Genomic DNA, 13560 nt, shown 5'->3' with positions numbered 1-13560 from the left:
ATAGTGAACCCATAAAATTGGACTAAAATTAATTTAAGGATTGATGCCTATATCCTAAAGGTGTCAGTCCTTTTAATTTTGTGATAATTCGTTTTTTGTTGTAATAATTTATATACTTGCGCATCGCTTTTTCTAAGTCTTCTAGAGTTTTGAATTCTTTTTCATGACCATAAAACATTTCGTTTTTCATGGTTCCAAAAAATATTTCAATAACACAATTATCATAGCAATTTCCCTTTCGCGACATACTTTGTTTAATACCTCTTTTACTTAATTTGTCACGATATTGTTTCATTTGATATTGCCATCCCTGGTCAGAATGCAAAATTAAACCATTAAGATTTTTATACTTTTTAAAAGCTTTATTTAGCATTTGATTCACTTGTTCAAAATTAGCACTTTTTGAAATTGTGTATGAAACAACTTCGCGGTTATGTACATCTATAATTGGTGATAAATATAGTTTTCCACTTGCTATTTTGAATTCAGAAACATCAGTGCTTCAAGTTTGATTCAATTTTGTGGTTTTGAAATTTCGTTCGTAATAAGTATTATGATTCTTTTTGTCAACAATCCTTGTAAGGAGTAAGTTATTACAAATTTTTCCAATTTCACCTTTATATGATTTATATTTTGATTTTGGCTGTAAACCAAATAAATTAAGTAATTTCATCAATCTTTTAACCCTTTTATGGTTAATAATATAACCTCTATTTCTTAGTTCTAAACAAATTCTTCGATATCCATAACGGGATTTATTCTCATTAAAAATATTCGTTATTACTTGTTTTAAATCAAAATCTTTATCATTTTTTGAAAAACTTCTAACAATATAAAAGTATGTTGACTTTGCTAATTGGAAAAAGTCTAGCATTAATCTTAATTTATATTTATGCCTTGATTCAAATATTACTTTTGCTTTTTCTTGTTTGGTTGCTCTGTCCTTTGTTGAACCAAGGCTCTCAATTTTTTTAAGAGGTCTACCTCCATTTCAAGCTGGGCATTTCTTTCTTCGAGTTCTTTAATTCTAGATAATGTTTTATCTTGTTTTGGGTTATTATTCTTTGGCATGGTCATTGGCATTTTACCTTTCTTTTTATTTATAAGACCATTATACCCAAATAATTTAAATTTTTTCACTCATGAATTAATTATTCCAGAATTAATTAATAGTTTTGCTTCCAAAGAGCGGATTGATTTACCATTTAATACTTGCTTAATAATTTCTAATTTAAAACTAGGACTGAAGTTTCGTCGTTTATTTCTTTCTGTAAATATTTCTAATCCGCGGAGGTTGTACAAATGCTTTATAAACTGAATTGTACGCATATTTACATTAAAAATTTCGGCAATTTGTTTGCTACTCTTACCAGTTTTATATAGTTTTATAATCTTTAGTTTATCTTCTAATTTTAACTTCATAATAAAAACCCCCTAAGTTTTACCAATTGATTTGGTCCAACTTGTGGGGTTCACTATAAACTAAGGTGAATTTTTCTATTAGAAGTTTCATAAATAGCCCCGTAAAATCTTGGTTCATCTATTTTATGATTGGCCGAAGATAAATCGTAATGGTCTTTTTTAATATATGGTTTATAAGTTCCTTTTAATGAGTGCTCTTTCATTAAAAGTTGTTGAATATTATTATTTCTTTTTATTCCATTTAGTTTGCTAAACAAATTTAAAGTAATAAAAAATTGATTAATATTACATGAATTTTGGGGAAAGAGCCATACATTTTTATTTTGCATCATTATCCTCCACATGAATATTTTTAACAATTTTTTCAATTAATAAAGGTGGAACTCCTTCACCGATTACGTTTCTAATAAAGTTATCACTTGCTCAATTTGGAATATCTCAATCATCTTTTATAGTAAATAATTTCATGATTTCATAAATTGTTAAAACTCTGGCATCGCTATAAGTTCCATCGTGTTTTAATCTCCCAGGATGAACATTGCATTGAGATGAAATAGATCCATTAGCCATTGTAATTGTTGGGGCAGGTTTATTCCAATCCATTCTTTTGTATGTGGTGTTATATCCCTTAATTCTAGTACCATCTGGTTTTTTAGGGTAATAAAATAAGTTTTGAAAAGCAGAACGACCTGTAGGGGTATACATCATTGCCTCTACGTGTCTATATAAATGATTTTTTGGAACATGCCATTTGTTAATTTCTTGGCATTTTTTTATTTTTAAACTATTATCTTTAAAAAAGTTTGTATTTCCTTCAACAATTGCTTCTACTGAAGGTAAATTTCCAATTGCTTCTTTAACAGTTATTAACTTTGCCTCCTTATTAGGGAAGTTTCATGGTTTTATTTTGCTTAATAAAATAACTGCTCTTTTTCTGTTTTGTGGTACACCATAATCTTGAGCATTAATTAATTTTTCTTTATTTATATAATATTTTTGCCCGAATTCTCTTTCAATTGTTTTTTCCACTGTATCAATAATATTGTTATATTTAATTTTTAATTTTAATAACTGTGGAACATTTTCTATTATTACATAATCTGGATTTAAATCATTTATAGCATTTAAAACAGGTATTATTAATGTGTTTCTTTTGTCGCTGTAATCTCTTTTTCCTGCAACACTCATTCCTTGGCATGGTGGAGTTGCAATTAGAAAGTTACAATTTTCTTTTCTTGCTTGCGAAATTATTTGATTATATTTATCATAAATATCACCCACAATCATTTTACAATCAGGGAAAATATGTTGATAAAATTTAGCCCTATCTTTTTTTAATTCGTTTGCTATAACTATATCTACACCAACTTTTTTTAAATTTAATTCACCAATGCCAACGTTTGAAAATAATGATAAACCTTTAATCATTTTCTTCCTCCTCATATATATTTCTAAAAATATTTTCCAATACGTTAACAACAATTGAGTTACCACATAACCTTATTATGGTGTTATCTGATAACTTTCCTTGTTTCATATTATGGTAGTCTTGATCATTATATCCCATTAATCTACAACATTCTAGTGCGCTTAATTTTCTTTCATATAAAGTACCATTTTCACATTTAATTAATTTAAGGCCAGATCTTCCGGCTCTTTGAGTAGAAGATACTTTATCAATCATAACACCATTTATTTTTCAATCTCGATCATCTAAAAAAAGTACTTCACCTTCTTTTACTTCTCCTTTGACCTTAGTTTTTGGATTAAATATTGTTCATTTTTTTTCTTTATCATCAATAATATCATTAAGACTTTTATGGATAAATTGGTTATCTTTGATTAAGTTTATTTTACTTTTGCCTAATTTTGAAACAACAATCACCCTTGGGCGCCGTTGTGGAATGCCATAATGCTGAGCATCAAAGATTTTCCAATAATTTTCATAGCCCAAAGATTCTAGATATCTTAATCATGTTTCAAAGTTTTGCTTGTTTTTGCCAGTAGTAAGGCTTTTTACATTTTCTAAAACTAAATATTTTGGTTTTTTATTTTCGATGATTTTTTTACATTCTCAAAGCAAAGAACTTCTCGTTCCGCTATTTTGATCTAAGCCTTTTTTTGTCCCGATTGATGAGATATCTTGACAAGGAAAAGAATATGTAAATAAATTATGCTCTGGAATATTTTCAATACTTATTTTAGTTATATCGCCAAGATTATTTGTTTTAACACATGCTATATATAACTCAGTAAGTTTTTCATTGCTCAATTTTTTGAGATCTTTTTCAGATTTAATAAGTATCTTTGATAAATAATTAATTATTTCTTGTTTTGGTATTATATTATAACTATTATCATTTTTTTTATGTATATAGTAATAAGCCAAAGTGGCAGCGGGATCAATATCTGATGTTGCAACAATTTTAAACTTTTTATTAATATTTCTTAATGCCATATGTTGTGAACCAACACCGGAAAAAGCCTCAAAGACATTTAATTTTACATCTTGATTCATTAATTACTCCTAAATTACAAACCTATATTTTTTTATTTATTACAATATTAATATAAAATATTATCTTTAATTAATTATATAAGAATCTATTATTCTGCACAAAAATTGTATAAATAATTATTTTAAACTTAGAAATTTTCCAGAATATTTTACCTTCCCCAACCATACCATTTGGCTAAGCCAAATGGTATGGTTGGGGAAGGTTTTTATCTTATTTTTTTATAGTTATATCAGTTTATAAATTCTTTAATTTTTTGTGATACTTCAATAAAACCAAGTCTTTTGCTTGTTTTTCAAAATTTGGTAAAAGCTTGCTTTTAAGAATTAAAAGAAATATATAATTTCACAATTATCAAGACTATTACCAATTCTTGACATTGATATTCTACCTTTTAGTAATTATATTTTTTAGTATATTGAATCGATCTCTTTTTATTATAGTAGTGGATAATTTTCTTAAATGTTATCTCCATTTTAAATACCTTTTTGTTTTATTTGTGTAGTTTTTTTAAATTAAATAAGCAATTACTAATAATATAATTTTTAATATATTAACTGAATTTAAGTTTAATTTATTTTAACTCTTGTCTTAGTTAGTAATTTAAAGATTAACCTTAATATATAAAAACTGAAATCTTTCATTTTTTATATGTATTATAAGAACCTTGCTTGGAATAAACATCAATTAATAATTGCTATTATTGGATAAATAATAACATCAGAAAAATTATTTTGTTGTTTTTCATTATTTATTTTATAATTAATTAAAGTTATGATTAAAGTTAATAATATTGTATTTAGTTATAAACCAGGTGTGCAAAAACCAGCACTAAATAATGTTAGTTTTGAAATCAATAAAGGAGAATATATAGCGATCCTAGGGCATAATGGAAGTGGCAAAAGCACTTTGTCCAAAGTGCTTGTTGCCTTATTAAAACCACAAGCAGGTTCTTTATCTGTTGATGGTATAGTTTATAATCGTCAAAATTTATATCAAATTCGCAAGAAAATTGGTATTATCTTTCAAAACCCTGATAACCAATTTATTGGTTCATCAGTTGAAGATGATATTGCATTTGGTCTTGAAAACCGCAAGATTCCTCATGAAGCTATGCAAGGCATTATTCATAAAGTAGCAGCTAAAGTTGATATGTTAGACCATTTATCCAGGGAACCAGAGAATTTATCTGGAGGTCAAAAACAACGGGTTGCCATTGCCTCAATTTTAGCTTTAGATCCTGATGTAATTATTTTTGATGAAATTACCAGTATGCTTGATCCTAAAGGTAAAAGCAGTGTTTTAGAAATTATCAAGGAATTAAAAGATAATAAAGAAAAAACCTTAATATCTATTACCCATGATATGGATGAGGCTATTTTAGCAGATAGGTGCCTTGTTTTTTCGCAAGGGCAATTAATTGCCCAAGGGAATCCTAAGGAGATTTTAAATAATCAAGATATTTTAGAAATAGCTAAAATAGATTCGCCATTTATTTATAAATTAAGTAGTTTACTGCATAACCTTGAACCCACATATGACAGAGAGGAATTGATTAATCAAATATGCAAATCAAAATTCAAAATGTAATACAAATTTTTAATAAAAAATCTCCTTGAGAATTTGTAGCATTAAATGATGTTTCTTTAAAAATTAATGATGGTGAATATCTTGGAATTATTGGATCAACTGGTTCTGGTAAGACAACTTTAATTGAACATTTTAATGGTTTATTAAAACCAACTAATGGATATGTGCACTGGCAAATAAACGATAATAATAATATTACTGACTGGTTTTATGGTGATAAAACCAGTAAGTTTAAATTTAAAGATTTGCGAAAAAAAATTGGAATAGTGTTTCAATTTGCTGAATATCAATTATTTAAAAATACTATTAAAGAAGATATTGCTTTTGCTCCCATTGCTTTTGGGATGCCTAAAGAAAAAGCATATCAAGTCGCCGCTCAATGTTTAGAGGAAGTTGGCCTTGGTGAAGAATATTTAGAAAGAAGCCCTTTTGAATTATCTGGTGGGCAAAAGCGCCGGGTTGCAATTGCTGGTGTTTTAGCTATGAACCCAGATTTCTTAGTTTTTGATGAACCAACTGCAGGATTAGATCCAGTTGGGACAATTGAAATTTTAGATATTTTAAGCAAATTACACCAAAAAGGAAAAACAATTATTAATGTAACACACGATTTAGATCGTGTGTTAGAACGAACAACGCGAACTGTTATGCTGCGCCAAGGAAAAATAGTTGCTGATGGACAAACTTATGATGTTTTAAATGATATTAATTTACTTAGAGAAAATTATTTAGAACCTCCCAAACTTTTAGCTTTTATTTATGAGCTTAAAGCAAAAGGAATTAATGTTCCAAAAGTAAAGAACATAAAAGAGTTAGCTGATTATTTAAATCAAAGTATTTTTGATAAGGAGGATATTTAATGCAACAAAGTGCATTTGGACGTTATATTCCTGGCAGTGGGTTTGTCTATAAAATTGACCCTCGTATCAAAGTTTTATTAAGTATTTTATTTATTGTTTTACTTTTTATCGCTTCAAATTTTATTGAATTATTGCTTTTAGCTTCATTTATTACAATTATTTCAATTGTTACTACTAAACGTATCAGGCCAGTTTTAAAAACTTTAAAACTGCCCTTAATCATTTCGGTTTTTTTATTTGTGGTTAATTTATATACTGTTAATAACGAAACAGTATATAAAAATAATTATTATGTTTCATACTTTTGGCCGATCTTTACATCTGGATCTAAAGACTTAGAAATTGATGGTAAAAAGATTTTATGAAGTGAATTTTATAATGCTAAAGTTGTTGGACAAGATACCATTGATTATTACATAAAAACATATGGTAATTATGTTAAGATACAATATGGGGTTTCGATTAATTCTATTAATCGAATCATTACCTTAGTGTTTCGTTTATATGTGATGGTATTAGTTACTAGTTTATTAACTAATACCACTAGGCCAATTTTATTAAATAAATCAATTGAAAGTTTATTATATCCTTTAAAATTTATTTTTATCCCAACTCATATTATCGCCATGATCATTTCAATTGCCTTAAGGTTTATCCCAACATTAGTAAATGAAATTTTTCGCATTATTAAGGCTCAGTCTTCCCGGGGAGTTGATTTTAAACATGGTAATACCAAAGATAAAATAATTGCCTTTAGTACTTTAATTATTCCATTGTTTGTATCATCATTTCAAAAAGCTGAAGATTTAGCTAATGCAATGGAAACAAGGGGCTATGATCCATATGAAGAGCGCACTAAATATCGTGTCTTTAAATTAAAAGTTAGTGATTTCTTAATTGTTTTATTATTTATGGGAATTTTAAGTATTTTCATATTAAATAACATAATAGTAAAACATTCATATTTTGATTCTGCTGACGGGGTTTATAAAATTCATAATATTGGACATTATAGCTTAGTTAACTGAATTTTAATGATAAGAGTAGTTTCATAAAAGCAAGGATATCCTTGCTTTTATGTTTTTTATATATTTCTCATAGCCTTAAAAGGATTTTGTCAACAAGCATAAAAACCATATTAAGTTTTAAAATATGTATTATAATATTAATGTATGTTTTTAACTATCTAGTTAAATCAACATACAAATAAAATATTATTACATTTTTATAGGAGAAACTTATGAAAAAGAAATTATTATCTTTACTTAGCGTAAGTACTGTGTTAGTTCCTTTTGTAGCTGTTTCATGTGGCACAACTCAAGAACCTAAACCAGTTGACCCAACCGCTACTGAAGTTAATGTTTTTAAACAAACACATGCTACAGTTTTAGCTAAGACTGAAAGTAATGTGACCGCTGGTGATGAAGCTAGCGTTAATAGAGCTCTAGGTGACTATAATAACCTTAGTGCTGGAGCTAAAGGGCAATTAACAACCCAAAAAAGTAATTTAGATAAATTAAGTGCTAAAATTACTCAATTAAAAGCAGGACAAACTAAAGATAAAGTTGGAACAGGTGACCCTGCTCCTGGTCCAGCACCTAAACCTGAGAGACCTGGTGAAACTACTGGTAATCAAGCAGTTGCTGCTTTAAAAACTGAAATAAGAACTCTGCTTAGTGAACTTCCTTCACGTAATCCACGTAAGCTAGAAGTTGAATTAGATTTAAATTCTAATAATGATCAAACTAACTTAGCAAGTATTAAAAGTGAATTAGAAACTCTAAAAAATGCTTTAAATACTGCTTATGCAAAATTAAAAACTGCATTAGAAACTAAACTACCTACTGGTAATAAATTTAAAACAAGAGTTTTAAATTACGTTACTACCCGTAGCTCTGATGCTGATGAAATTACTGAGTTAACAAAATTTGAAAATCAATTAACTCAAGAAGAAACTAAATTAAAAGATGGGATTGAAACTTTAAAATCAGAACTAGGATACTTTAGTTCTGAAAGTCAATTCAGAAAAGAAAAAGAAGCTGAATTTGCCAAAGCATTAAATGAGCAAACTTACTTCACAGATATCAGCCAATATTCAGAAAAAGAAACTGAAATTCGTGCAAAATATGTCGAGGAAAATAAGAGCAAAGTTCAAGAGTACTTTGGAGAAGCTCCAGAAGACGCAAAATACCAAAAAAATAATTTGGTCAAAGAAAATGACCAAATGTCGGCTGTTAAACAATGATTTGTGATGGGCCAAAAAGGTGGCAATTTGTTCAGATACCTCCCCGAGGATTTCCCACCCGATACCACTCAGTGGCTAACAACAAACGACGGATTGAACGAAAGCTCCAAACGAACAACAAACGCAAACTGGAAGGTAGACCCACAGTGAAATGACTTGGGAACACAGAGGGGGAGAGCCGAAACCAGCGAGAAAAATGCAACTGTAATATTATATGCAATACCAGGAGATAGCAGTAGTGAGGGGAAGCAAAACCATAACACGCGGAATTCAGAACCCCTTAAAATAAAAAGAGTATTCGAAGAGGGCGTTCACAAAACTGTCAAGGACCTCCCAGAATACCAGTTACAAAAAAGTTTCCTTGATAAGGGAGGGGAAACAAAAACTGGGGCAAAAACCCAAAAACCAGGCAGTATGTACGAAGTAGTCGGAAAGGAATTCACTCAACAGTGGGCGTGGGAAATTGAAACTTAGGACCCGAAATCCAGCGAAGGTGCAGAAAACTCGAAGGTCCAACTAGAACTGCAATTAACAAACAATAACAAAAACATGAAACCCGCTTGAGGAGGGAATGACTGGTACACGTGGCCCAAAGAAATAATAATAACAACATCCTCAGACGGGAGTACTTGAACACAAGTAAATAACCAAAGCCACAAAAAAGCGGCCGATTGGCTAGGTGCGAATTATGAAAACCACTACAAAACTCCCCAAACGAAAGAAGGTAAACAAGGGAGGGTGAACATCCCTGATTGGAATCCCGGGTACTGAACAAACGGAGCGGAGTTCCATAAAAAGTTAACAAACGATACCGGCAAACTAGTAATAGAGTTCGAGCCAGTGAAAGCAAAATACGTTCAAGTAACAATAGTACCGCGAGAAAATGAATTGGTAGCACCTACTGATAATCAAACTCTGAACGAAAACAACTGGTTTATAAAAGGAACACACAGCGGTTTCGAAGAGGCACCAGGAACCACAGAATGGATAAACGATAATAAAACAACTGGAAAATTAGACACCCCCATTTACCGTGTAGGATTCTGGGGACCAAGTGGCACGAATCCCTACAAAATAGCACAGAAAACTAATACCGCCGGAGGCCTAACCAAAACTCCTGGTACTATCCTAGTAGAAAAGAAAGTAAAACCAGAATCTGCAAGTGGTTCTTCTAGTGAAGCAACCACCCAAACAACTCCACAAACGGTTGAAGTTAATAACGGTGCAACTGTAACTATTGAAGATTATGATTTAACTTCTTGAAAGGTTAGCGACTTTTGAATTAAATTTAGAGATGAAGATAAATTAACTATTATCTCACCTAAAATGGCATTTAATATTAAAGAAGTTAAAAAATATTATAAAAAGCAAGAAACAACATCAACTTCTAGTGTGTCAACTACAAGTAGTGATACTGAACAACAAACAACCAATAATGACCCAGTAGCTGTTGAATTAGAAATTAGACCTGAAGATCAACCTAATAATGTCTTTAGAGTTATCTTAGGTAAAGTTCCTAAACATGATACTTTTAAAGGAACAGAACAAAAACAAGTTGATAGTTTAAATAAAGATAACAAGCTACTTAAATATCTATTGAAAATAGATATTGATAGATGAGAAAAAGTCGAAGTAGAATCTCATTATAAAACAGAAATTACTAACTTATTTAAAGTACTTAAAACTAAATTAGAAGGTAAAGATAGTGTAGTTAATACCGAACATCTTAAAGATTGAGCAGATCTTAAGAATAAGATCTTAGACTACAAAGTATACCCTAAACCAGAAGTAACAGCTGAAGAAGGGCAAACTACAACTGGGGGGGGACAGTAGTACTAGTTCAACAGGTGATGCATCTTCTACCCAAACCCAAACGACAAGTGCGGGGGGTCTAGCTCATCATCTACTGAAGCAAGTAGTGCTGGAACACCTCAAACAACAACAAGTTCTTAATAAAAAAATCAAAGCTTAGTTGCTTTGATTTTTTCTTTATTCTTGGTCAATTAATTTCTTAGCTTGAGCAAGTTCAACACTAAAAAAGTTTGTTACCCCACGCCGTTGCATCGTTGCTCCAAATAACGCATCAACACGGGTCATTGTGCCAGTTCTATGAGTTATAACTAAAAACTGTGTTTTATGCTTTAATTCTTGTAAATATTGAGCGTAGCGCACAACATTTGATTCATCTAAAGCTGCTTCAACTTCATCTAAGATACATAAGGGCAAGGGCCTTGCTCTTAGAATTGCAAAGAGCAAGGAAATAGCAATTAATGCTTTTTCGCCACCTGAGAAAAGTTTCAGGTTTTTAACTTTTTTACCAGGGGGTTGAGCATAAATACTTATTCCACTTTCAAGCACGTTATTTGGATCTAAGAACTGAACTTTTGCAGTTCCTCCACCAAATAACGAAGAAAATACTTTATGCATTTCATCGTTAACATCGTTAACGATGCTTGAAAGTCTTAAAATGATTTTTTTATCTAATTCTGTTATTGCGGCTAAACATAGGTTGCGTGCCTCAATTATTTCTTGTTCAGTAGCTGAATCTTTTGTAAAACGTTCATTTAATTCTTCATATTCCGCAATTGAATCTAAATTAACATTACCTAAAGCTTTTATATCGCTCCTTAAACTATCAATACTCTCTTTAGCTGCATTAGCAGCTAAAGAGAGGTCAAAATTGTTTTTAGCATAGTCTAAGGTCATATTGTAATGTTCATTAAGTCTTTGCAGATCAATATCTAATTGGTTTTTTGCATTTGTTAAATTGCTATTTTTTTTCTTAAAAGAATCTCATAATTTTTCTAACAAACTATGTAATTCTTTTATTTTTTGGTTATTAGATTCAATATCAACAGATATTGAATCTTTTTCTTGCAGCGCAATTTGTAAGTTATATTCATTTTGACTGATTTCTTGTTGTAACTTAAGAATATTAGTTTGAGCTTGGTTTAAGGCTTCAAAACTATTATCCTTAAGTTCTAAATCAGTAATTGATAGTTTACTTTTTAATTTATCAATTTGATTTTGTTTTTCTTTAATTTGGTATTGCAAGGAATTAAGTTGAGTTATATTAAACTGCATATTATTTTGCATTGACCTTAAATTATCATTTAAGGTTTGTAAATCAAAAGCAAGCTTTTGATTAATAAGTTGGTTACCATCATGTTCATCTTGCAAGGTTTTAATTTTATCTTCTAAACCAAAGCTATGATCACTTTGCTCCTTGCTTCCTCCAACTAAGATTCCTCCAACTCTAACTAAATCTCCTTGTAATGAAACTACTGGATATTTTTTTTCAGTTATTTTTGAGATAAAGGTAGCTGATTCAATATCCTTAGCGACAATTACATTACCTAATAAAAAATTATTAAGTTTTTGGTATTGCTGATCAACAATAGTTAAATTGCTAGCTAAATTAATATAACCTTTTTGGTTTTTTAAAGCAAATAAATAATCATCTCGCACGTGTTTTGGATCAATTGTAGCAAGGGGGATAAAAGTAGCTCTACCGCCATTGTTTTTTTTCAAAAAATCAATGGCTTTTATCGCTGTATCATTTTGATCTACAACTAAATGTTGTAAGGAAGGTTTTAAAATTGTTTCTAAAGCAGTTGTGTATTCACTAGGGGCTTTAATTAAATCGCCGACAATGCCCTTTAAACCTTTAAAAAACGATTTATTTTCTAAAATGGTCTTAGTACCTTGGAAGAGGTTATTACGTGATTTTAAGATGTTTTTAAGGTGGTTTAATTGAGCTTTTAATTCTGCATTGCGTGATTCTTTAGCTTTATATTTCAAAGTTAACTCATTAATCTCTTGAGTTAACTTTGATATCTTTGTATCTAGGTCTAATTTTGTCTTAAAAATTTCATCATATGTTTGTTTAAAAGCATTAAGGTTACTTTCTAAGTCTTGAACTTCAGATATAATAGCTGCTTTTTGTTCTTTAACATCTGTAGCTAAAGTACCCTGAGCCAATAATTTACGTTTAGTTTTTGCTTCTTGAATACTAGATTCTAACCCATCAATACGAACTTTTAATGTTTCTTTAATATTAGAATATTGAGCAATTTTAGTTTTTAAATCTTTTAAAAGTTCTGATTTGCTAGTATTTTGTGTTTCAAGATCTTTGATATCTTGTTTATAAGAACTTTCGGTTTCTTCAAAACCTTCAAGTTCTTGCGAGAGAGTATCAACAAGATTTTGGTTTTTATCAATATTAAAAGCTAAATATGGCACTTCAATTTCTTGGAGTACTTTACTTAGTTCTTTATATTTATAAGCTTTTTCAGCTTGTATTTTCAAACCTTCAAGACGTTTTTGCATTTCAGATAATTTTGCTTGGATAATTTTTAAAGATTGTTGAGCTTGATCTAATTTTTTTAATGATTCTTCTTTACGGAATTTATATTTTGAAACTCCCGCAGCTTCTTCAAAGATTTTACGGCGTTGTTCGTCTGAAGATTGGGCAATATCAGAAACTGTTCCTTGGGAAATAATTGCTAAAGAGCTTTTCCCAATTCCAGTTTCCATGGCTAGCATCTTAATTTCTTTTAAACGGGCTTTTTCGCCATTGATGTAATATTCATTAATGCCTTTATCCCTTTCAATTACCCGAGAGATGCTGATTGTATCAGCATCAATAGAACTTAATCTTTCTTTATTATCAAAAGTTAAGGTTACTTGGGCTTTGTTCATGGGCTGGGCTGTTTTAGAGCCAGCGAAAATAACATCAGCCATGGAATCGCCACGGAGTTCTTTGGAACTTTGTTCTCCTAAAACTCACCTGATGGCATCATTGATATTGCTTTTCCCTGAACCATTAGGTCCAACAATGCCAACAATTCCTCCGTCAAAACGGAGCACTACTGGGTCCGCAAATGATTTAAAGCCATGGGCTTCTAATTTAATTAATTTCATTTGT

At 30.1% G+C, this 13560-nt stretch carries 11 protein-coding genes; 5 read left to right on the top strand and 6 right to left on the bottom strand.

Features of this window, described 5'->3' with window-relative positions:
- Window positions 1–28 precede the first annotated feature (28 nt).
- Genes AC0B4S_RS03890 through dcm form a run of 5 tightly spaced genes read right to left on the bottom strand, consistent with a single transcriptional unit; the run spans window position 29 to window position 3940 of the window.
- The gene (locus AC0B4S_RS03890) at window positions 29–967 is read right to left on the bottom strand and encodes an IS3 family transposase (protein WP_465101887.1); all 939 of its coding nucleotides are present in this window, start codon (window positions 965–967) and stop codon (window positions 29–31) included.
- Window positions 910–1422, bottom strand: coding sequence for a helix-turn-helix domain-containing protein (locus AC0B4S_RS03885; protein WP_465101785.1), 513 nt, complete (start codon window positions 1420–1422; stop codon window positions 910–912). Before AC0B4S_RS03885 ends, AC0B4S_RS03890 begins: the two co-directional genes overlap by 58 nt.
- A gap of 53 nt (window positions 1423–1475) precedes the next feature.
- Window positions 1476–1754 (bottom strand): hypothetical protein, encoded by a 279-nt coding sequence (locus tag AC0B4S_RS03880; RefSeq protein ID WP_465101784.1) that lies wholly within the window; start codon window positions 1752–1754, stop codon window positions 1476–1478.
- Window positions 1741–2850, bottom strand: coding sequence for a DNA cytosine methyltransferase (locus AC0B4S_RS03875; protein WP_465101783.1), 1110 nt, complete (start codon window positions 2848–2850; stop codon window positions 1741–1743). Before AC0B4S_RS03875 ends, AC0B4S_RS03880 begins: the two co-directional genes overlap by 14 nt.
- The gene (gene dcm, locus AC0B4S_RS03870; protein WP_465101782.1) at window positions 2843–3940 is read right to left on the bottom strand and encodes a DNA (cytosine-5-)-methyltransferase; all 1098 of its coding nucleotides are present in this window, start codon (window positions 3938–3940) and stop codon (window positions 2843–2845) included. Before dcm ends, AC0B4S_RS03875 begins: the two co-directional genes overlap by 8 nt.
- Window positions 3941–4712: 772 nt before the next feature.
- Here dcm and AC0B4S_RS03865 point away from each other — a divergent pair.
- From AC0B4S_RS03865 to AC0B4S_RS03845, 5 genes are all read left to right on the top strand, one after another.
- Window positions 4713–5528: an energy-coupling factor transporter ATPase gene (locus tag AC0B4S_RS03865; protein WP_465101781.1), complete on the top strand. Its 816-nt coding sequence runs from the start codon at window positions 4713–4715 to the stop codon at window positions 5526–5528.
- Window positions 5504–6388, top strand: coding sequence for an energy-coupling factor transporter ATPase (locus AC0B4S_RS03860; RefSeq protein WP_465101780.1), 885 nt, complete (start codon window positions 5504–5506; stop codon window positions 6386–6388). The genes AC0B4S_RS03865 and AC0B4S_RS03860 overlap by 25 nt, the downstream gene beginning before the upstream one ends.
- Window positions 6388–7443: an energy-coupling factor transporter transmembrane component T family protein gene (locus AC0B4S_RS03855; protein ID WP_465101779.1), complete on the top strand. Its 1056-nt coding sequence runs from the start codon at window positions 6388–6390 to the stop codon at window positions 7441–7443. Before AC0B4S_RS03860 ends, AC0B4S_RS03855 begins: the two co-directional genes overlap by 1 nt.
- A gap of 185 nt (window positions 7444–7628) precedes the next feature.
- Window positions 7629–9107, top strand: coding sequence for a variable surface lipoprotein (locus AC0B4S_RS03850; protein WP_465101778.1), 1479 nt, complete (start codon window positions 7629–7631; stop codon window positions 9105–9107).
- Window positions 9108–9182: 75 nt separating this feature from the next.
- Complete coding sequence (locus tag AC0B4S_RS03845) at window positions 9183–10466, top strand: hypothetical protein (protein WP_465101777.1); 1284 nt, start codon at window positions 9183–9185, stop codon at window positions 10464–10466.
- A gap of 156 nt (window positions 10467–10622) precedes the next feature.
- Here the strand turns inward: AC0B4S_RS03845 and AC0B4S_RS03840 are convergent, their stop codons facing one another.
- Complete coding sequence (locus AC0B4S_RS03840) at window positions 10623–13556, bottom strand: AAA family ATPase (RefSeq protein WP_465101776.1); 2934 nt, start codon at window positions 13554–13556, stop codon at window positions 10623–10625.
- Between the last annotated feature and the right edge of the window lie 4 nt (window positions 13557–13560).

The sequence above is a fragment of the Mycoplasma sp. 6934 genome, assembly GCF_055523595.1.
This window is presented reverse-complemented; position numbering and strand designations above follow the sequence as displayed.